Source organism: Streptomyces sp. NPDC107575 (genome assembly GCF_055657265.1).
Window position 1 is genome coordinate 384,969 of the sequence record NZ_JBVKBG010000001.1, and the last position, 20,021, is coordinate 404,989.

General features: G+C 72.3%; 16 protein-coding genes. 11 read left to right on the top strand and 5 right to left on the bottom strand.

What is annotated here, in order from left to right:
- Nucleotides 1–7: 7 nt before the first annotated feature.
- A complete protein-coding gene (locus ACZ7L4_RS01825) occupies nt 8–445 on the top strand; it encodes a nitroreductase family deazaflavin-dependent oxidoreductase (RefSeq protein WP_472098818.1) in 438 nt (145 codons plus the stop codon).
- A gap of 301 nt (nt 446–746) precedes the next feature.
- On the opposite strand, the gene gndA is transcribed toward ACZ7L4_RS01825, so the two are convergent.
- On the bottom strand, nt 747–2,186 hold the full coding sequence (gndA, locus tag ACZ7L4_RS01830; RefSeq protein ID WP_472098820.1) for an NADP-dependent phosphogluconate dehydrogenase: 1,440 nt from the start codon (nt 2,184–2,186) through the stop codon (nt 747–749).
- Nucleotides 2,187–2,297: 111 nt separating this feature from the next.
- Here gndA and ACZ7L4_RS01835 point away from each other — a divergent pair, with 111 nt between their 5' ends.
- Entirely contained in the window at nt 2,298–3,269 is a 972-nt protein-coding gene (locus tag ACZ7L4_RS01835) for an acetylxylan esterase (RefSeq protein ID WP_472098821.1), read from the top strand.
- An 87-nt stretch (nt 3,270–3,356) separates the two neighbouring features.
- Entirely contained in the window at nt 3,357–4,454 is a 1,098-nt protein-coding gene (locus ACZ7L4_RS01840; RefSeq protein ID WP_472098822.1) for a transglycosylase family protein, read from the top strand.
- A 23-nt stretch (nt 4,455–4,477) separates the two neighbouring features.
- On the opposite strand, the gene ACZ7L4_RS01845 is transcribed toward ACZ7L4_RS01840, so the two are convergent.
- The gene (locus tag ACZ7L4_RS01845; RefSeq protein ID WP_472098823.1) at nt 4,478–5,473 is read right to left on the bottom strand and encodes a DMT family transporter; all 996 of its coding nucleotides are present in this window, start codon (nt 5,471–5,473) and stop codon (nt 4,478–4,480) included.
- A gap of 302 nt (nt 5,474–5,775) precedes the next feature.
- Between ACZ7L4_RS01845 and glgA the strand changes: the two genes are divergently transcribed.
- The 3 genes from glgA to ACZ7L4_RS01860 are packed head-to-tail and all read left to right on the top strand — an operon-like array spanning nt 5,776 to nt 8,595.
- Nucleotides 5,776–6,933: a glycogen synthase gene (gene glgA / locus ACZ7L4_RS01850; protein ID WP_472100341.1), complete on the top strand. Its 1,158-nt coding sequence runs from the start codon at nt 5,776–5,778 to the stop codon at nt 6,931–6,933.
- Between the two features lie 17 nt (nt 6,934–6,950).
- Nucleotides 6,951–8,168, top strand: a complete 1,218-nt coding sequence (gene glgC / locus ACZ7L4_RS01855) for a glucose-1-phosphate adenylyltransferase (RefSeq protein ID WP_472098824.1) — start codon at nt 6,951–6,953, stop codon at nt 8,166–8,168.
- A gap of 49 nt (nt 8,169–8,217) precedes the next feature.
- Nucleotides 8,218–8,595 carry a hypothetical protein gene (locus tag ACZ7L4_RS01860; RefSeq protein ID WP_472098826.1) on the top strand — a complete coding sequence of 126 codons (378 nt, stop codon included), beginning with the start codon at nt 8,218–8,220 and terminating at the stop codon, nt 8,593–8,595.
- Between the two features lie 7 nt (nt 8,596–8,602).
- On the opposite strand, the gene ACZ7L4_RS01865 is transcribed toward ACZ7L4_RS01860, so the two are convergent.
- A complete protein-coding gene (locus ACZ7L4_RS01865; RefSeq protein WP_472098828.1) occupies nt 8,603–9,226 on the bottom strand; it encodes a TetR/AcrR family transcriptional regulator in 624 nt (207 codons plus the stop codon).
- A 135-nt stretch (nt 9,227–9,361) separates the two neighbouring features.
- On the opposite strand from ACZ7L4_RS01865, the gene ACZ7L4_RS01870 reads away from it, so the two are divergent.
- From ACZ7L4_RS01870 to ACZ7L4_RS01890, 5 genes are all read left to right on the top strand, one after another.
- Nucleotides 9,362–10,912, top strand: a complete 1,551-nt coding sequence (locus tag ACZ7L4_RS01870; protein ID WP_472098830.1) for an acyl-CoA synthetase — start codon at nt 9,362–9,364, stop codon at nt 10,910–10,912.
- Between the two features lie 18 nt (nt 10,913–10,930).
- Entirely contained in the window at nt 10,931–12,130 is a 1,200-nt protein-coding gene (locus tag ACZ7L4_RS01875) for an acyl-CoA dehydrogenase family protein (protein WP_472098832.1), read from the top strand.
- Nucleotides 12,131–12,196: 66 nt separating this feature from the next.
- A complete protein-coding gene (locus ACZ7L4_RS01880; protein WP_472098834.1) occupies nt 12,197–13,417 on the top strand; it encodes a M20 metallopeptidase family protein in 1,221 nt (406 codons plus the stop codon).
- On the top strand, nt 13,414–14,865 hold the full coding sequence (locus ACZ7L4_RS01885) for an MFS transporter (protein ID WP_472098836.1): 1,452 nt from the start codon (nt 13,414–13,416) through the stop codon (nt 14,863–14,865). Before ACZ7L4_RS01880 ends, ACZ7L4_RS01885 begins: the two co-directional genes overlap by 4 nt.
- 36 nt (nt 14,866–14,901) lie before the next feature.
- On the top strand, nt 14,902–18,009 hold the full coding sequence (locus ACZ7L4_RS01890; RefSeq protein ID WP_472098838.1) for an ATP-binding protein: 3,108 nt from the start codon (nt 14,902–14,904) through the stop codon (nt 18,007–18,009).
- Nucleotides 18,010–18,043: 34 nt separating this feature from the next.
- Here the strand turns inward: ACZ7L4_RS01890 and ACZ7L4_RS01895 are convergent, their stop codons facing one another.
- The gene (locus tag ACZ7L4_RS01895; protein WP_472098840.1) at nt 18,044–18,838 is read right to left on the bottom strand and encodes an ABC transporter permease; all 795 of its coding nucleotides are present in this window, start codon (nt 18,836–18,838) and stop codon (nt 18,044–18,046) included.
- Nucleotides 18,835–19,812 carry an ATP-binding cassette domain-containing protein gene (locus ACZ7L4_RS01900; RefSeq protein WP_472098842.1) on the bottom strand — a complete coding sequence of 326 codons (978 nt, stop codon included), beginning with the start codon at nt 19,810–19,812 and terminating at the stop codon, nt 18,835–18,837. Before ACZ7L4_RS01900 ends, ACZ7L4_RS01895 begins: the two co-directional genes overlap by 4 nt.
- Nucleotides 19,813–20,021: the final 209 nt, after the last annotated feature.

Here is a 20,021-nt window from a genome sequence, read left to right on the forward strand (position 1 = left end):
AGCGCACATGACCGACACCGACGTCGTCGTCAGCCCCAGCGGCTGGGTCGCCGAGCAGGCCCGCACCTACGAGGAGTCCGGCGGCACCAAGGGCACCACCATGCAGGGCGCCCCGTGCCTGCTCCTCGACTACGAGGGCCGCAAGAGCGGCCAGTGGCGGCGCACCGTCCTGATCTACGGCCGCGACGGCGACGACTACCTGATCGTCGCGTCGAAGGGTGGCGCGGACGAGCACCCGCTGTGGTACCTCAACCTTCAGGCCAACCCCGAGGTACGCCTGCGCGTCGAGACCGAGCGCTTCACGGCCCACGCCGAGACCCTTTCGGCCCAGGAGAAGGCGCGGGTCTGGGACTCCCTGGTGGAGCTGTTCCCGCCGTACGCGGACTACCAGAAGAAGACGAGCCGGGACATCCCCGTCGTCAGGCTGGTACGAACCGACGGCTGACGAGGCGTGGACCCGGCGGGCGTGGGCACGCGAGCCGGGAGACAGTGGAGAGGTCCCCTCCGAACCGTTGGAGGAACCAACGATGACCCATCCGTTCCCCGATCCCGTCCCGCCGACCCCGACGCCCGGACCGGGCCCGGGGCCCGACCGGCCGGATCCCGGCCCGATGCCGGACCCGTTCCCTACGCCGGTGCCCGAGCCCACGCCGCGGCCCTCGCCGTCCCCGACGCCGCCGCTGCCGGACCCGGACCCCGACCCGCATCCGCCGGAGCCCGAGCCGTCACCCGCTTAGCCGAAGCGGCTACGCGTCGACCTCGGAGCGGTCGCCGCCCCACATGGTGTGGAACGAGCCCTCCCGGTCGACCCTGCGGTACGTGTGCGCGCCGAAGAAGTCCCGCTGGCCCTGCGTGAGCGCGGCCGGCAGGCGCTCGGCGCGCAGCGCGTCGTAGTAGGCGAGCGCCGCGGCGAAGCCCGGCGTGGGCACGCCCTGCTGGGTCGCCGCGACCAGGACCGAACGCCAGTCGTCCTGCGCCGCGGCGATCTCGTCGGCGAAGCCCTTGTCCTGCAACAGCGATACGAGGCCCGGCTCGGCCTCGTACGCCGCCGTGATCCGGTCCAGGAACGCGGCGCGGATGATGCAGCCGCCGCGCCAGATCCGGGCCACGGCGCCCGAGTCGATGTTCCAGTCGTACTGCTCGCTGCCCGCGGAGATCTCGTGGAAGCCCTGGGTGTACGACACGATCTTCGAGGCGTACAGGGCCTGTTCGACGCGGCCCGCGAAGGCCGCGGCCTCCGCCTCGCCGAGCTTCTTCGCCTTCGGGCCCGCCAAGCCCTGTGACGCGTCCCGCAGTTCGGCGTGCCCGGACAGCGAGCGCGCGAACACCGCCTCCGCGATGCCGGACACCGGCACGCCGAGGTCGAGGGCGATCTGCACCGTCCAGCGGCCGGTGCCCTTCTGCTCGGCCTGGTCCTGGACGACGTCCACGAAGGGCTTCCCGGTCGCCTCGTCGACGTGCGAGAGGACCTCGGCGGTGATCTCGATCAGGTAGGAGTCGAGGCGGCCCGTGTTCCACCCGCGGAAGATGTCGGCGATCTGGGCGGGGGAGTACCCGGCCACGTCGCGCAGCAACTGGTAGGCCTCGCCGATCAGTTGCATGTCGGCGTACTCGATGCCGTTGTGCACCATCTTCACGAAGTGGCCCGCCCCGTCGGGGCCGACGTGCGTCACGCAGGGCGCGCCGTCCTTCGCCTTGGCGGAGATCTTCTCCAGCATCGGGCCGAGCGAGGCATACGATTCGACGCTGCCGCCGGGCATGATGCTCGGCCCGTGCAGCGCGCCCTCCTCGCCGCCGGAGACGCCCGTGCCGACGAAGTGGATGCCCTGTTCGCGCAGTTCCTTCTCGCGGCGCCTGGTGTCCGCGAAGTGCGCGTTGCCGCCGTCGATGATCATGTCGCCCTCCTCCATGAGGGGCGCGAACTCCTTGATCACCGCGTCGGTCGGCTCGCCGGCCTTCACCATGACGACCAGGCGGCGCGGCCGTTCGAGCGCGGCCACGAACTCCTCGGCGGTCTCGGTCGGTACGAAGATGCCCTCCTCGCCGAACTCCTCGACCAGCGCGTGCGTGCGGGACGCCGTGCGGTTGTGGAGGGCGACCGTGTAGCCGTTCCGGGCGAAGTTCCGGGCGAGATTGCGCCCCATCACAGCGAGCCCCGTGACACCGATCTGGGCTGTAGTGCTCATGTCTGCCGCTCCTGTATGTGGAAGATGAAGGATTTTGTTCATTGCTGGTCGGCGGACGGGTTAGGTTGGCGTCCGCCCCACCGTGGACTCTCTACGAATTTGGAGCCGTGCGTGCCTCATTTCGACCTGTCGCTCGATGCGTTGCGTGACTACCGGCCGGAGTTGACCGCCCCCGACGACTTCGACGCCTTCTGGGAGAAGACCCTCGTCGAGGCCAGGGAGCACGACCTGGACGCACGCTTCGAGCCCGTCGACGTCCCGTACACGGCCGTCGACGTGTTCGACGTTACGTACGCGGGCTTCGGCGGGCATCCCGTGAAGGGCTGGCTGGTCCTTCCGGCAGGCACGAACGAGCCGCTTCCGGCCGTCGTCGAGTACATCGGCTACGGGGGCGGTCGCGGCCTGCCACACGTCCACCTGCGCTGGGCGGCCGCCGGGTTCGCGCACTTCGTGATGGACACGCGCGGCCAGGGCAGCGGCGGCAGTGTCGGCGACACCCCCGACCCGGTCGGCTCCGCGCCGTCCCAGCCGGGCTTCATGACCAAGGGCATCCAGGACCCGCACGAGTACTACTACCGGCGCGTCTACACGGACGCCGTGCGCGCGGTCGACGCGGCCCGCTCGCACCCGCTGATCGACGCCTCACGCGTCGCCGTCACCGGCGGCAGCCAGGGCGGCGGCATCACCATCGCCGTGGCGGGCCTCGTGCCCGACCTGAGGGCGGCCGCGCCCGACGTGCCGTTCCTGTGCGACTTCCGGCGCGCGGCCACGCTCACCGAGCGTCACCCGTACCGCGAGATCGCCCTCTACCTCAAGGCGCACATCGGCGAGGACGAGCGTGCCTTCCGCACGCTCTCCTACTTCGACGGCATCAACTTCGCGGCGCGCGCCACGGCGCCGACGCTGTTCTCCGCCGCCCTGGAGGACCTCACCTGCCCGCCGTCCACGGTCTTCGGCGCGTACAACCACTGGGCGGGCACCGGGAAGTCGATGGAGGTGTACGCCTTCAACGACCACGAGGGCGGCGGCCCCTTCCAGCAGGCCGCACAACTTCGGTGGATTCCTGGTCACTTGAGGGACTGAATCCCGCCAAGGTGGCGCACGGCACTCTTGTCCACCTCCGTAGGAGCGGCTAATTTGCCGCTCCTACGTGTGGCTCAGGGGGCATTCATGGCGTTACGCGGCCGGCACCGCCGGTACCAGCCGAGCCGGGTCAACCGGGCATCGCTCACCGTGACCGTGGGCGGTGTGGGCATGGCCATCCCGATCGTCGGCGCGGGCACGGCGCAGGCCGCGGACGCGCACACGTGGAACAAGGTCGCCGCGTGCGAGTCCTCCGGGAACTGGAGCATCAACACCGGCAACGGGTTCTTCGGCGGCCTCCAGTTCACCCGCTCCACCTGGGCCGCGTACGGCGGCACCGCCTACGCGCCGCGCGCCGACCTCGCCACCAAGGACCAGCAGATCGCCGTGGCGGAGAAGGTCCTCAAGGGGCAGGGACCCGGCGCCTGGCCGGTGTGCTCGCAGCGGGCGGGCCTGACCCGTACGGCCGCGGCACCGGACGTGCGGCCGCAGACCACACCGCAGTCGCGGGCGGGACGCGCCCAGATGTACCGCGTCGTCAGCGGGGACAGCCTCTCCGGCATCGCCGCCGAGCGGTCCGTGAAGGGCGGTTGGCGTGCGCTGTACGCCGCGAATCGCGCCACGATCGGCTCCGACCCGGACCTGATCACCCCCGGGCAGCGTCTCTCGATGCCGGGCGGGAAGCAGCCGCAGGCCGGGAAGAAGGCCGCGCCCAAGCCGACTCCCAAGGCCGCGCCGAAGCCCGCCGCCAAGAAGTCCGACACGGCGAAGGCCACCGCGCACAACGCCGTCGCCCCCGTCGCCGCCTCCCTCGGCACGCCCTACCGCGCCGCCGGTTCCTCCTGGTCGAAGGGGTACCACACGGGTGTCGACTTCGCGGTGCCCACCGGGACGTCCGTGAAGGCCGTCGCGGCCGGCAGTGTCGTCTCGGCCGGCTGGGGAGGCTCGTACGGCTACGAAGTGGTGATCCGGCACGCCGACGGCAAGTACAGCCAGTACGGGCACCTGTCGGCGCTGACGGTCAAGAGCGGCCAGCGCGTGGTCGCGGGCCAGCGCATCGCCCGCTCCGGCTCCACGGGCAACAGCACGGGCCCGCATCTGCACTTCGAGGTGCGGACGGGGCCCGGCTTCGGCAGCGACGTGGACCCGCTGGCGTATCTGCGGGCGCGCGGCGTCAGGATCTGAACCCGCCGCGCCTGAGGCAGGCGTCAGGAGCGGATGTCCTCCGCCGTCCAGCCCCCGCACGGCGGCTCCTGCCGGGACTTCGGCGCGCGCGGCGGCAGCGGCACCGAGTCGAGCCCGGCCGGGCTGTCCGGCACCACGGGCGGGATCGCAGGCGGCCCCGTGTGCGCGACCACGGAGGCGCCCGCACGGCGACCGCGCCCGATGCGCTCCGTCGTCAGCAGGATCAGGCCGCCCGCCGCCACGACACCGCAGCCGAGCGCGAGCACCGTGCCGATCGTGCCGTACCGGAACGATTCCCCGAACATGGTGAGGCCGATGGTCGCCGCCACCACGGGGTTCACGACCGTCGCGGTCGCCAGCGGCGCCGCGAGCCCGGCGCCCCGGTAGGAGGCCTGCGACAGCAGCATCCCCGTCACGGCGAGGCCCGCGATGGCCAGGAGCGTGGCGAGCTGCTCCAGCGGCCGCCCGGTCCAGTTCTCGGTCACGGACTTCGTGAACACCGACGCCATGCCGAACGCGCCACCGGCCGCCACCGCAAGGAGCACCGCGCGCACCACGGGGTGCCGGTGCGCCACGCGCGCGGACGACATGAGGGTCAGGACGCCACCCACGGTGATCAGGCCGACGAAGAGGCGCTGCGTCGCGTCCAGCGACTGCTCGGTCGTCGCCCCCGTCAGGGACAGCAGCCCCGCGAGCCCGACCGTCGCCATGATCGCGCCGCGCCAGGCCGTCGCCCCGGCCCTGCGCCCCACCAGGAGCGCCGACATCGGCAGCGCCAGCACGATCGTCAGGGCTCCCAGCGGCTGGACGACGCTCAGGGGGCCGAAGGCGAGCGCCGCGACGTGCAGCACCGCGCCCAGGCCGTTCAGGCAGCCGGCGCCCCACCAGGCGGGCCTGCGCAGGGGCGCGTACGCCGCGTCGGGGGACGTCGCGGCCACGCGCTCCTGCACGATCGCCCCGCCCGCGTACGCGACGGCGGAGACGAGCGAGAGCAGCACGGAAAGCACCAGGTCGCTCATGTGGAGCCCCTGGAGGTGCGGCGTGGCGCACGGTCGCTTCTCATACTCTCCACGATCGCTCTTTCCGGCCCTCCGCGTCGTCCGACTTGAGCACGCATTGAGTCCTACTCCCGTTGGAGTAGGTCGCATCCTGATTCATCCCCAGGGCGGGTGCCGCAGGGACGCGCGGGAGACTCGGGCACCGGTTGCCGTCCGCGCCCTTCCGTGCGGGCCCCTCCATGGGTGACCATGAGGTGCGCTTTCGAAACAGCGATCCAGAAGCGAGTGTCGCCGACCGACGACTACGGGGGCCGCGCGTGCGTGTGGGACTGCTGACCAGGGAGTACCCGCCGGATGTCTACGGCGGCGCCGGAGTGCACGTCGAGTTCCTCGCGCGCGAGCTGCGCCCGCTGGTCGACCTCGAGGTGCACACGTGGGGCGAGGGAGCGGCCGACGGAGTGCGCCGGCACCGGGCCTGGCCCGCGCTCGACGGGGCGAACGACGCGCTGCGCACGCTCTCCGTGGACCTGGCCATCGCCGCCGCGCTCGAAGGCCGCGAGATCGCGCACTCCCACACCTGGTACACCAACCTGGCCGGGCACCTGGCGGCGCTGCACCTGGGGATACCTCACGTGATGACCGCCCACTCCCTGGAGCCGCTGCGCCCCTGGAAGGCGGAGCAGCTGGGCGGCGGTTACGCGCTGTCGGCCTGGGCGGAGCGGACCGCGATCGAGGCCGCCGACGGCGTGATCGCGGTGTCGCACGCGATGCGCAAGGACATCCTCGCCTGCTATCCGGCCCTGGAGCCGAAAAAGGTCCGCGTCGTGCACAACGGCATCGACGTCTCGCTCTACCACGCCGACGCCGGCACCGACGTACTGAGCCGCTACGACATCGACCCGCAGCGCCCGTACGTCCTCTTCGTCGGCCGCATCACCCGGCAGAAGGGCGTGCCCCATCTGCTGCGCGCGGCCAAGGAGCTGACGAAGGACGTGCAGGTGGTCCTGTGCGCGGGCGCGCCCGACACCCCGGAGATCGGGCGCGAATTCCGGGAGCTGGTCGAGGAGTTGAAGGCGACGCGGGACGGGGTGCGCTGGATCCCGTCCATGCTGCCGCGCACCGAGGTCATCCAACTGCTCACGCATGCCTCGGCGTTCGTGTGCCCCTCCGTGTACGAGCCGCTCGGCATCGTCAATCTGGAGGCGATGGCCTGCGGCACCGCGGTCGTCGCCTCGCAGGTCGGCGGCATCCCCGAGGTCGTCGCGGACGGCGAGACGGGGCTGCTCGTGCCGTACGCGGCCGAGGACCCGGGGGCCTTCGAGGCGGGGCTCGCGGACGCCCTGAACCGGGTCGTCGCCGATCCGGACGCGGCGCGGGAGATGGGCGAGGCGGGCCGGGGGCGGGCGGCGGCGGAGTTCGGCTGGGACGCGATCGCCCGGCGCACGGTCGACGTGTACGAGGAGATCCTCAACGGTACGTGAATCACAGGGGGGTTGGGATGCGCGGCGGACCTTCGGTGCTCGGGATCGTACTGGCAGGCGGGGAGGGCAAGCGGCTGATGCCGCTCACGGCGGACCGGGCGAAGCCCGCGGTGACCTTCGGCGGCACGTACCGCCTGGTCGACTTCGCCCTGTCCAATCTCGTCAACGGCGACATCCTGCGGATCTGCGTCCTGACGCAGTACAAGTCGCACTCGCTCGACCGGCACGTCACGACCACCTGGCGGATGTCGAGCCTGCTCGGCAACTACGTCACGCCGGTCCCGGCCCAGCAGCGGCTCGGCCCGCGCTGGTACTCGGGCAGCGCCGACGCGATCCTGCAGTCCCTCAACCTGGTCCACGACGAACAGCCCGACTACATCGCGGTGTTCGGCGCCGACCACGTGTACCGGATGGACCCGCGGCAGATGCTCACGCAGCACATCGAGTCGGGCGCGGGGGTCACGGTGGCGGGCATCCGGGTGCCGCGCGCGGAGGCCTCCTCCTTCGGAGTCATCACCCCGGCCCGGGACGGCACGCGCATCGACGCGTTCCTGGAGAAGCCGACCGATCCGCCGCCGCTGCCCGGCACCCCGAACCAGGTGTTCGCGTCGATGGGCAACTACCTGTTCACCACGAAGGTGTTGGTCGACGCGCTCCAGACCGACGCGGAGGACGCCGACTCGGCGCACGACATGGGCGGTTCGATCGTGCCGATGCTGACCGAGCGCGGGGTCGCCCAGCTCTACGACTTCGACGGCAACCACGTGCCGGGGGAGACGGACCGCGACCACGGCTACTGGCGCGACGTCGGCACCCTCGACGCCTACTACGAGGCCCACATGGACCTCATCTCGGACACCCCGGTCTTCAACCTCGACAACCGGCGCTGGCCGATCTACACCCACCCCGGCCAGCTGCCGCCGGCCAAGTTCTGCGCGGGCGGCATCGCGTCCGAGTCCATCGTCAGCCCCGGCTGCGTGATCCGCGGCCAGGTCACCCGCTCCGTGCTCTCCCCGGGCGTCGTCGTCGAGGACGGCGCGGTCGTCCAGGGCTCGGTCCTGCACGACAACGTCCGGGTCGGCAGGGGAGCGGTGGTCCGCGGCGCCGTCCTCGACAAGAACGTCGAGGTCCCGGTCGGCGCCACGATCGGCGTCAACCCGAGCCGGGACGCGGAGCTGTACACGGTGTCGAAGACGGGCGTGATCGCGCTGGGGAAGGGGCAGGCGGTCCACTGAGGGGCGGGCGGGGGTGGGTCCCCCTGCGAACGGGTGCTCTACTGGGCGCATGCTGCTGCTGGTGTTGTGGCCCGCGCTGCTCGGTGTCTTCGTCTGGCCGTCGCTCGGCGTATGGGTGCTCGGGCGCCGCCTGAACGTCCCGGCCTGGCTGCTGTGGTCGTTCCTGACCGCCGGGTGGCTGGCGCTGTTCGTCGGCTGGTGGCTCTCGCAGCGCGCGCAACCCACCCTGTTCCCGGAGACCTCGCCCTGCTACGGCGCCGGCGCCCCGGTCTCGCGCTACTTCCCGCCGGACTCGTTCTGCCTGCACGACGACGGGGAGCTGCGGTCCGTCAACGGCCCGGCGGGCAAGCTCGTGTTCTGGCTCGCCCTGGGAACCGTCGGCGCCGTGCCGACGGCCGTCCTCGTGCAGCGCCGCACGGAGTCCTAGAACCCGCTCACCCTGGCTCCTGCACCGGTGGTTCGCCCTCGAAGCCGTTGGCCCAGTAGCGGCCGCGCAGGGAGAGGTCGAGGAGCATGCGGGTGGCCTCCTCGGGGGGCATCGGGCGGGGGTCCTCCTCCAGCCACCAGCTCAGGACGGCGAGTTGCTCGCCCACCCAGGCGCGTGCGAGGACGTCGACGCTGATCCGGGTGGTGACGCCCTCGTGCTCGGCGCGGGCCCGGAACACCCCGGCCGTCGCCTCCGCCTGGGCCCGCGTGAACTGGCGAAGGGCTCGGCCGTCACCCTCGCCGCGCAGGATCATCCGGTAGGCGTCCCGTTCCTCGTCGGCGTGCCGGAAGATCTCCAGCGCCGGCTTGCCGGTGAAGCCCACCTCGGAAGCCTGGACGAGCGGGTTCAGCCGGTCCTGCAACTCGTCGAGCAGGTCGGTCACCACGCGGTCGAGCAGGTCGTCCTTGTCCGTGTAGTGCTTGTAGAACGTGGCCCGGCCCAGGTCCGCCCGCTCCGTGATGTCCTCCACGGTCACCGTCGCGTAGCCCCGCTCAAGGGACAGCGACACCAGCGCGTCGCGCAACAGACGTCGGGTGCGGCGTACTCGGCGATCGCCCGCTTCCGGCGGCATGGTCCGGCTCCTCTCGCGTCCCCCGGTCGATTGCGGAAGCGTACACCCGATCATTGACACCCCGAAGGTTTGTAGACACGCTGTCTCCAACTGGTCGCCATGGCGATTTGAGCCGACGAGCGTGGGAGCAGTCCGTTGAACCTGGGCACGTACATCACTCGAAGCAGCACCTTCTGGCCCGAACGCGAGGCCCTGATCTGCGGGGAACGCAGGCTGACCTACGGAGAGCTCGAGCGGGTCACCAACCGCCTGGCCTCCGCGCTCATCGGGCGCGGCCTCGCGCCGGGGCAGGCCGTCGCGACGTACGCGGGCAACTGCGCGCAGGCCGTCGAGACCGAGATGGCCCTCTCCAAGAGCGGCCTCGTCCGGGTGCCGATCAGCCCCCGGCTCTCCGTCGACGAGGTCGCGCACATCCTCGACGACGCCGATGTGCGTGTTCTGTTCGTGGACAGCGAGCGCGTCGAGGCCGCCCGCGCCGCGTTGGAGCGGGCCTCCGTGGACTGTCTTCTGGTCGACTACGGGGAGCAAGGCGCCCTCGAGTACGGGGAGTTGCTCGCCGAAGGCGCCGAGGGCGCCGTCGCCGTCGAGGTCGACCAGCACGACGCCGCCGTCCTCAACTTCACCTCCGGATCCACCGGCAAGCTGAAGGCCGCCGTGCAGACCCACGGCAACCGCCTCGCCAACATGCGCAAACGGATGATGAGTTCGGACGCCTCGCCCGCGACCCGCGAGTGCTATCTCGCCGCCGGACCCATCACGCACGCCCCCGGCATGCCACTGCTCGCCCTCCTCGCCTCCGGCGCCACCGTCGTCGTCCTGCCGCGCTGGGACGCCGAGGAGTTCCTCGCCACGGTGGAAGCGGAGCGGATCAGCGCGACCTTCCTCGTGCCGACCATGCTCGGCATGCTGCTCGCCCACCCGAAGACCGCCACCGCCGACCTCTCCAGCCTCCGGTCGCTGCACGTCGGCGGCGCGCCCGTCTCACCGCAGCGGCTTCGCGACGCCGTCGAGGCGTTCGGCCCGATCGTCATGCAGGGCTACGGGCAGGTCGAGACGACCAGCGGCATCACCGTGCTCACCCGCGAGGACGTCCTCGCGGGCACCACCACCGACCCCGACCTGCTGCTCTCCTGCGGCCGGCCGGTGTTCGACACCGAGATACGGGTCGTGGACGAGGCGGGCACCGCGCTGCCCGCCGGAAGTATCGGCGAGGTCGTCGCCCGCGGCCCCGACTGCGTCACCGCGTACTGGCACGAGCCCGAACTGTCCGCCGAGACCTTCAAGGACGGCTGGGTGCACACCGGCGACCTCGGCTATCTGCGCGAGGACGGCTACCTGTTCATCGTCGACCGCAAGAAAGACATGATCATCTCCGGTGGCTACAACGTCTACTGCAGCGAGGTCGAGGCCGTCCTGTACGACCACCCCGCGCTCGCCGAGGCGTGCGTCGTCGGCGTCCCCGACGAGAAGTGGGGCGAGGCGGTGAAGGCGGTCGTCGTGCGCAGGCCCGGCGCCGAAGTCAGCGAGGGCGAGGTCGTCGACTTCTGCGCCGCACGCCTCGCCCGCGTGAAGAAGCCGCGAACCGTGGAGTTCGTGGACGCGCTGCCCGTCAACCGCAACGGGAAGATCGACCGCCGCGCCGTCCGCGCGCGCCACTGGGCCGGCGCCGAGCGCCACGTCCACTGACAGGAGACGAGCACCACCATGACCTTCACCCTCACCCCCACGTACGAGGACAATCCGCGGCTCCAGGACCTGGTCGGTCGACTGCGTAAGTACCTCGACGGCGAACTCGCCGACTACGAGACCGAGTTGGGTCTCGTCCCCGAGGCCGGTTACACCCGCGCCCAGCTCGAACCCGTCTGGCGGCGCAGCCGCGAACTCGGCTTCTACGGCATCCACCTGCCCAAGGAGCACGGCGGCCAGGACCTCACGTACACCGAGCTCGCCGCCCTCAAGGAGGAGGTCGGCGCCTCGGGGCGGATCCTCCAGCACAGCGTCCTCGGCGACATGGGCGGTCCGCTGCGCGCCGGGTCGATCCTCCAGTACGCCACCGAGCAGCAGATCAAGACGTACCTGGAGCCGGTCATCCGAGGTGAGCGCGCCTGCTGCTTCTCGCTCACCGAGACCGACGCCGGTTCCGACGTGCGCGCCATGAGCACCCTCGCCACGCCCGACGGCGACGGCTGGCGGATCACCGGGCACAAGGTGTTCTCCTCGGCCGGACCGTTCGCCGACTTCTCCGTCCTCATCGCGCGGATGGCGCCCGAGCCGAACGCGCCCGAGGACGCCAAGCCGGTGTTCTCCGCGTTCCTCGTCGACCTCGATTCCCCCGGCTGCACCGTGCTGCCCGGCGAGACGCCGATGTCCGGCGAGCACATCGAGAGCGACATCGTGCTCGACAACTGCCGTGTGGAAGCGGGGCAGTTGCTCGGCAAGGTCGGCGACGGGCTGCGCATCGGGCTCGGCCGCGTCACCACCAACCGACTGCTGCACTGCCCGACCGTCCTCGGCCAGGCCCGCCGCGCCCTCGCCCTCACCGTCGACTTCGCCCGCACCCGGCAGGTCTTCGGCGCGCCGCTCGGTGCGCTCCAGTCCATCCAGCACAAGCTCGCCGACATGGCCACCTCGTACTACGCGGCCCGCAGCATGACGTACGACGCGCTCGCCGACCTCGACGCGGGCAGGGAACCGCGCACGGAAGCCTTCATGTGCAAGCTGTTCGTCGCCGAGAACGCCTTCCGGATCGCCGACGAGGCCGTGCAGATCCACGGCAAGGCGGGCCTCGTGCGCGGTGCCGAAGTCGAGTCCATCTTCCGGAAGCTGCGGATGTTCCGCGTGCTCACCGGGTCCTCCGAGATCCAGAAGAACGGGATCGCCCGGCAGTTGCTGATGCCCGGCTGACCGGCGCGGCACCACGGCGCCACCGCACGTCCCGCTGTGCTCACCCCATCAGGAGGTTTCTCCCGCATGTCGTCCGTCACCGCACCGTCGTACACCGAGCGCGCCCACGACCTTCACCCCGAACTCGTCGCGCTGCGCCGCGCCCTGCACCGCGAACCCGAACTCGGCCTCCAACTGCCGCGTACCCAGGAGAAGATCCTCGCCGCGCTCGACGGGCTGCCCCTGGAGATCACCACCGGCAAGGACCTCAGCTCGGTCACCGCCGTCCTGCGCGGCGGCAGGCCCGGCGGCGCCGTCCTCCTGCGCGCCGACATGGACGCCCTGCCCATCACCGAGAACAGCGGCGTCGACTACGCCTCCGAACTGCCCGGCGCGATGCACGCCTGCGGCCACGACCTGCACACCGCCGGACTCGTCGGCGCCGCACGGCTGCTGGCCGAGCGCCGCGAACACCTCGCGGGCGACGTGGTGTTCATGTTCCAGCCCGGCGAGGAGGGCTTCGGCGGCGCCCGCGTCATGCTCGACGAGGGGCTCCTGGAGGCGGCCGGAAAGACCATCGACGCGGCGTACGCGCTGCACGTCGCCGCCGACCGGCTGCCCGGCGGCATGGTCTCCAGCCGGGCGGGCACCGTCACCTCCGCCTCCGACGTCCTGCGTGTCACCGTGCGCGGCCAGGGCGGCCACGGCTCGACCCCGTACGCCGCCAAGGACCCCATCGCCGTGGCCTGCGAGCTCGTCGGCGCGATCCAGACCTGGGTGACCCGCCGCTTCGACATCTTCGACCCGGCCGTCGTCACCGTCGGCACCTTCCACGCCGGCACCCAGCAGAACGTCATCCCCGAGACCGCGACGTTCGAGGCCACCGTCCGCAGCTACTCCGAGCCCGTCCACGCACGCCTCATCGAGGGCCTGCCGCGCCTGGTGCGCGGCATCGCCGAGGCGCACGGCGTCGAGGCCGAGGTGACGTACGACGTGCAGTACCCGGTCACCGTCAACGAGCCGGACGAGACCGCCTTCGCGCTCGACACCGCCCGCGAGCTGTTCGGCGCCGAGCAGGTCCACGAGTCGCCCAAACCGGCCAACGGCTCCGAGGACTTCGCGTTCGTCCTCCAGCGCGTGCCCGGCGCGATGCTGCTCGTCGGCGCCGCCCCCGAGGGCGTCGACCCGGCACGCACCGCCGGGAACCACTCGCCGCGCGCCGTGTTCGACGACCGCGTGCTGCCGCGCCAGTCCGCGCTGCTCGCCGCGCTCGCCGAGGGACGCCTCGCCCGAGGAGCCGCCGCATGAGCGCGGCCACCGCACCGCCCGCGGGCGGCAAAGTGCGCGCCGTGGTCGGCCTGCTCGTCGCCTTCGAGCTGATCAGCGGCTTCCTCCAGGGCGCCGCCGTGCCCCTGGTCCCCGAGATCCAGCACTGGCAGGGCATCGGCACCGGACAGGCCCAGTGGATCACCTCGGTGCAGTACCTGGCCGCGGCCGTCAGCGTCCCCGCCCTCGGCCGCCTCGGCGACCTGTACGGACACCGGCGGATGATCCGGATCGCCCTGGTCACCATCGCCGTCGGCACCCTGCTGGTCGCCTGCGCGCCCAACCTCGGCGTACTGCTCCTCGGCCGCGCCCTGATGGGACCGCTCGCCGCGCTGCTGCCGCTGGAGATCGGCCTCGTGCGCGACCGGCTCAGCGTCGACGGCGGGCGCCGGGCGGTCGGCCTCCTCGTCGGCTCGCTCACCCTCGGCTCCGTCCTGGGCCACGCGCTCGCCGGACCCCTGCTCGCGCTCCTCGGCGAGCTGCGCCCCACCCTGTTCGCCCTCGCCGGACTGGCCGTCGCGTGCGTCGCCCTGTCCTTCATGGCGATCCCCGAGTCCCGGACCCGGGCGAGCGGCCGGATGGACTGGTCGGGGGCGGCGCTGCTGGCCGTGGCCCTCGTCCTGCTGCTCGGCACCGTCTCCCGGGGCTCCAGCTGGGGCTGGGCGTCGGCGCCCACGCTCGGCGGCCTCGCCGCGGCCGTGATCCTGCTGTACGTCTGGGCCCGCCTCCAACTCCGCAACCCGGAGGCACTGGTGGACGTGCGCGCCCTCGGCCGTCGCGCGAGCGCCCCGTACTACGCCTCCGGGTTCGTGCTCGGCGCCGTCCTGCTGGGCGGCCAGACCGTCGCCGTCAGCTTCATGGCCACGGCGCCGAAGGACACGGGCTACGGGTTCGGCCTGGCGGCCTGGCAGATCAGTCTGTGCGGGATCATCCCGCACGTCATGGCCTTCGTCGGCTCCTCGCTGTGCGCGAACCTCGCGGGGCGGATCGGCTACCGCCGCCTCCTGCTGCTCGCATTCACGCTGCTCACCTGCGGGTACGGTGGGCTGATCGCGCTGCACACGGGCCTGGTGCCGTTCACCGTCGCCAACGCCCTGGTGGGCTTCGGCGTCGGCCTCGCGCTCGGCGGGCTGCCCACCGTGATCGTGGAGAGCAGCGCGGCCGACCGCACGGCGAGCGCCACCGCCGTCTACAACAACTTCAAGACACTCGGCGGCAGCGTCGGCGGCGCGGCGTTCGGCGTGGTCCTTGGCTCCTTGGTTCTGGCGGGTACGGACACACCGACGCTCAGCGCGTACGTGACGATCTGGACCTGCGCCGCAGTGGCCTGCCTTGCGGCGGTCGGCGTCCAACTCCTGGCGCGCCCGGCCCGGGCCACACCCACGGAGCCCGCCGCCCCCGTCGCGTCGGCGCCGAGCTCGTCCGCCTGAGGCCCGCCCCTCCGTGCCCTTGGCTAACCTGCACGGATGAGCACCGACCTGACCCTGCTGCCCCGCGTCGCCCACCGCGGGCAGGAGGTCACCGCGCCCCGGCTGCGCGGCCTGCTCGCCCTCCTCGCGAGCGAGCCGCGCACCGGGTGCAGCACGGAACGGCTCGTCGCCGGACTGTGGCCGGAGGAGCTGCCGCAGCGCCCCGGCAAGGCGGTGCAGGTCCTCGTCGCGCGGGCCCGGGCCCAGCTGGGCGCCGACGTCATCGAGAGCACACCGACCGGCTACCGGCTCGCCCTCACCGACGACCAGGTCGACAGCTCCGCACTGCTGCGGTACGCCGCCGTGTGCGCGGAACGGACCAGGGCGGGCGACCACGTGGGCGCGCTTGCCGCGGCAGAGGCCGGGCTCGCCCTGTGGGAGGGCGCCCCGGAGGAGGACGGCGGCACGGAGGATCCCGTGTCCGCGCTGCGCGCCGAACGGGCCCCGGCCCACCGGGACCTCGCCCGCGCGCGGGCCCTCGCACTCGCCCGGCTCGGCCGGTACGCGGAAGCGGCAGGACCACTGGAGCAGACCCTCGCGCGGCTGCCGCGCGACGAAGAGGTGCTCGCCGAACTGCTGCGCGCCGAGGCGGCCACGGCGGGACCGCCCACCGCGCTCGCCCGCTACGAGACGTACCGCCGCGGCCTGCGGGAGACTCTCGGCGCCGCCCCGGGCCCTCAACTCTGGGACATCCATGAGGAGTTGCTGCGCGAGGAACCGGCCGTCGTGTCGCACGGCGTACCCCACGAACCGAACCAACTCATCGGCCGCGACCAGGACATCGCCGCGGTGGAGCAACTGCTGCGCGACGCGCGGGCCGTCACCGTCGTCGGTCCCGGCGGACTCGGCAAGACCCGGCTCGCGTACGCCGTGACCCGCCGGGCGGGGCAACGCGTCGTGCACGCCGTGCCGTTGGCCGCCGTCCCCGCGGACGCGGACATCGCCGCCGAGGTGGCCTCCGCGCTCGGCGTGGGCGAGGGGCGGCACGGCGGCGTCGGCGGGCACGCCCCGGCCGACCCGGTGTCCGGCATCGTCGGGGCCCTCGGCGCCGGACCCGCGCTGCTGGTCCTCGACAACTGCGAGCACGTCGTCGGCGGCGTCGCCGACCTCGTCCAGGCACTGCTGTCCCGCGCCCGCGACCTGCGCGTACTCGCCACCAGCCGGTCCCCGCTCGGGCTCACGTCGGAGGCCGTGTACGCGCTGCCCGAACTGGATCCCGAGACGTCCGCCCTGCTGTTCGCCCAGCGGGCCAGGGCCGCGCGCCCCGGCGTCGACCTGCCCCCGGCCGCGGTCGCCGAACTGTGCGGACACCTCGACGGGCTGCCACTCGCCGTGGAGCTGGCCGCCGCGCGGGTGCGGTCCCTGTCCGTGCCCGAGATCGCGCGCCGCCTCGCCGACCGTTTCGCGCTGCTGCGCGGCGGCGTACGCGATGTGCCCGAGCGGCACCGCACCCTGCACGCCGTCGTGGAGTGGAGCTGGAACCTGCTCGCCGACGAGGCCCGCGCCGCCATGCGCACGCTGTCCGTCCTCCCCGGCGGCTTCTCCGCCGACACGGCGGAACGGGTCCTCGGTGACACCGCGCTGGATGTGCTGGAACAGCTCGTCGAGCAGTCGCTGCTGACCGTCGCCGACACTCCGTCAGGTGTCCGGTTCCGGATGCTGGAGACCGTACGGGAGTTCAGCGCGGCCCGACGCGCGGAGTCCGGCGAGGAGAAGGTGGCCGTCGGTCAACTCTGCACCTGGGCACGCGAGTTCGGCCTCGCCCACCACGACACGCTGCTCGGCCCGCGGTCCCCGGACACCCGGGACCTGATCAAGGCCGAGCAGGACAACCTCGTGACCGCCCTCCGGCACGCCCTGGCCCGCGACGAGGGAGCCACCACCGCCGCGGTCACCGCCGTGCTCGCCGCCCTGTGGTCCACCGACTCCGACTTCGCCCGCCTCTCGGCCCTCGCGGCCGACACCGGCGGACCGCTCTCGCACTACCGCCCCGAGGCCGAGTACGTCGAAGTGGCCCGCGCCGCAGCCGTGTTGTGCGCGGCGAGCCTCATCGTGGACCACGCACCGCGCGTTCTGCGCCACCTCGTCACGCTGCGCCGACTGCCCCCGGCCCCGCCGGACACGCTGCTGCGTGCCATCGCGGTGGTGCTGGTCGCCGTACCCGAGATGCTGCCTCCCGACTACGGCGTCCTGCGCGAACTCTGCGACAGCGACTACCCATTGGTGGTGTCCGTCGCCGAGAGTGTCGCCACCTACGTCTGGGAGTACGAGCACGACATCGACCGCACGCTCGCCTCGGCGCGCCGGGTCGTCGACGTCCTCGGGCCGGTCGACAGCCCGCCCCTGGAGGTCATGGGCTACTCACGCCTCAGCCAACTGTGCCTGACGACGGGGGACGGCGACGCCGCCTACCGCTACCTCGGGGCCGCCCGCGAGGCACTTCCCCGGTTCGGCGACGAGAACGACTACGTCGGCATCCGCTGGGGCTTCGCGCTCGCCTGCCTGCAGCGCGGGGACCCGGACGAGGCCGAGACCTGGCAGCGCCGCGCGGAGGCCGACGGCACCGCGCAGAAGGACCCCTTCTACAGCCCCGACCTGGGGGTACGCGCCGAGATCGCGCTCGCCCGCGGCGACACCGCGACGGGGCTCGACCTGTGGCGCCGCGCCGTCGACCGGCTGCCCGTGGCCGGCGCCCAGTACGACGGCGAGCCGTGGCACGACCCGTGGGCCCTGCAGATCCAGGCGACGGCGGTGACGGCGCACGCGTACGCGGGCCGGCTCGCACCGGTCGCCGACACGGTCGACCGACTGCGCGAGGTCCTCGCCGGACCGGCCGCCGAGCTCCTCTCGCTCCCCGTCCTCGGCACCGTGCTCCACGCGCTCGGCACGGCCGGCCTCACGGACCGCGCCCCCGAGGCCGCACGGGCGCTCGCCCTGGCCGAACGCCTGTGGGTGCTCCGCGACTTCCAGCCCACGATGTCCCCCACCCGGGCCCGCCGCGCGGCCGAACACGCGGACAGGGCGGCGTACACGGCCGCGGTGACCGAGTACGCCGCCCTGACCAGGGACGAACTGTGGGAGGCGGCCAGGGCGTCCACCTTGTAGACCGGGCGCGCCGGGGGTGGGTGACGCTTCGCCCCTACTTCGGATCGCGGTTGAACAACGCCCGCGACCAGAAGAACCCGAGCCCGGTCAGGCCCACGCACCAGGCGACCGCGAGCCACCCGTTGTGACCGATCTCCGAGCCGAGGAGCAGTCCGCGCAGCGTCTCGATCAGCGGCGTGAACGGCTGGTACTCGGCGACCGGCCGGAACCAGCCGGGCATCGCGTCGATCGGCACGAAGGCGCTGGAGATGAACGGGAGGACGATCAGCGGCATCGCGTTGTTGCTCGCCGCCTCGGCGTTCGGACTGGCCAGGCCCAACCCGACGGCCACCCAGCTCAGCGCCACGGCCACCAGCACCGTCAGGCCGAACGCCGCCAGCCACTCCAGGACCGTCGCGTCCGTGGAACGGAAGCCGATGGCCACCGCCACCGCGCCGACGACCAGTACACCGGCGACCGCCTGCAGCACGCTGCCCACGACGTGCCCGATCAGTACGGACCCGCGGTGGATGGCCATCGTACGGAAACGGGCCATGATCCCCTCCGTCATGTCCATCGTGACGGAGATCGCCGTTCCGGCCGGGACCGCGCCGATGGTCATCAGCAGGATGCCCGGCACGAGATACCCGATGTACGCGGCGCGGTCCGCGTGACCGCCGCCGATCCCCGCGCTCATCACGTCGCCGAAGACGTACACGAAGAGCAGCAGCAGAACGATGGGTGTCAGCAGGATGTTCAGGGTGAGCGAGGGATAGCGGCGGGCGTGCAGGAGGTTGCGGCGCAGCATCGTGGACGAGTCGCGCACTGCGAGGGACAGGGCGGTGCTCATCGGAGGGCCTCCTCGGGCCGGGTGGTGCGCTCGACGCCGCCGGTCAGGGCGAAGAACACGTCGTCGAGGTCGGGGGTGTGCACGGACAGCTCGTCCGCCTCGACGCCCGCCGCGTCCAGCCAGTCGAGCACGGAGCGCAGTTCGGCTTGCGTGCCGTCGCTGGGGATCCGCACCGTGAGCGCCTCGTCGTCCGTGGTGACGTCGCGGAGCGCGGCGACGGCGGCCCGGTAGCCGCCCGGATCGGTGAACCGCAGCCGCACATGGCCGCCCGGCACCAGCCGCTTCAGCTCATCGGCGGAGCCGGTGGCGGCGATCCGGCCCTCGCTCAACACGGCGATCCGGTCGGCCAGTTCATCGGCCTCGTCCAGGTACTGCGTGGTGAGGAAGACGGTGACGCCGTCGGCGACCAGCTCGCGGATCATGCGCCACATGGTGTGGCGGCTGCGCGGGTCGAGCCCGGTCGTTGGCTCGTCGAGGAAGAGGATCCGCGGGGAGCCGACCAGCGTCATGGCGATGTCGAGGCGGCGCGTCATGCCGCCGGAGTAGGTCGACGCGGGCCTCTTCGCCGCCTCGGTGAGGTCGAACCGGTCGAGCAGCTCGGCGGCCGCCCGGCGGCCCTCGCGCCGGGGCAGATGGTGCAGGTCCGCCATGAGATGCATGTTCTCCTCACCGGTGATCAGCCCGTCGACGGCCGAGAACTGCCCGGTCACCCCGATCGCCGCGCGCACGGCCTGCGGATCGGCCGCCAGGTCGTGCCCGCCGACGGAGAGCTCGCCCGCGTCGGCGGTGACGAGCGTGGAGAGAATCCTGACGGCGGTCGTCTTGCCCGCGCCGTTCGGCCCGAGCAGCGAGAACACGGACCCGGCCGGCACCGCGAGATCGATCCCGTCGAGAACGGTCTTCTCACCGAACGCCTTGCGCAGGCCCCGCGCTTCGATGGCGAGGGGCGGAGAACTGACTGTCGTGGTGGTCATGCGGCAGAGCCTGCGGCACGCCGCACTCAGCCCGGTTTCACCGTGGTTTCAGCCGGGGCGCCCGCACCTGAAACCGATGGCTCGTTCCCGCGCTCTTGCCGGAGCCGCCCGCCCGTGCTGTGATGCCAACTGCCCGTCCTCGCAACAATGTTCAACGAAGTCCAACGCAATACACCGCAGTTGCACAGACCCGAGCGGCGAGCCGCCAC

Bases quoted from the DNA above. Each gene is read 5' to 3' on its own strand.
- ACZ7L4_RS01825 (WP_472098818.1), top strand. From the start codon at position 8: ATGACCGACACCGACGTCGTCGTCAGCCCCAGCGGCTGGGTCGCCGAG.
- gndA (WP_472098820.1), bottom strand. From the start codon at position 2,186: ATGAGCACTACAGCCCAGATCGGTGTCACGGGGCTCGCTGTGATGGGG.
- ACZ7L4_RS01840 (WP_472098822.1), top strand. From the start codon at position 3,357: ATGGCGTTACGCGGCCGGCACCGCCGGTACCAGCCGAGCCGGGTCAAC.
- ACZ7L4_RS01845 (WP_472098823.1), bottom strand. From the start codon at position 5,473: ATGAGCGACCTGGTGCTTTCCGTGCTGCTCTCGCTCGTCTCCGCCGTC.
- glgC (WP_472098824.1), top strand. From the start codon at position 6,951: ATGCGCGGCGGACCTTCGGTGCTCGGGATCGTACTGGCAGGCGGGGAG.
- ACZ7L4_RS01860 (WP_472098826.1), top strand. From the start codon at position 8,218: ATGCTGCTGCTGGTGTTGTGGCCCGCGCTGCTCGGTGTCTTCGTCTGG.
- ACZ7L4_RS01865 (WP_472098828.1), bottom strand. From the start codon at position 9,226: ATGCCGCCGGAAGCGGGCGATCGCCGAGTACGCCGCACCCGACGTCTG.
- ACZ7L4_RS01875 (WP_472098832.1), top strand. From the start codon at position 10,931: ATGACCTTCACCCTCACCCCCACGTACGAGGACAATCCGCGGCTCCAG.
- ACZ7L4_RS01880 (WP_472098834.1), top strand. From the start codon at position 12,197: ATGTCGTCCGTCACCGCACCGTCGTACACCGAGCGCGCCCACGACCTT.
- ACZ7L4_RS01885 (WP_472098836.1), top strand. From the start codon at position 13,414: ATGAGCGCGGCCACCGCACCGCCCGCGGGCGGCAAAGTGCGCGCCGTG.
- ACZ7L4_RS01890 (WP_472098838.1), top strand. From the start codon at position 14,902: ATGAGCACCGACCTGACCCTGCTGCCCCGCGTCGCCCACCGCGGGCAG.
- ACZ7L4_RS01895 (WP_472098840.1), bottom strand. From the start codon at position 18,838: ATGAGCACCGCCCTGTCCCTCGCAGTGCGCGACTCGTCCACGATGCTG.
- ACZ7L4_RS01900 (WP_472098842.1), bottom strand. From the start codon at position 19,812: ATGACCACCACGACAGTCAGTTCTCCGCCCCTCGCCATCGAAGCGCGG.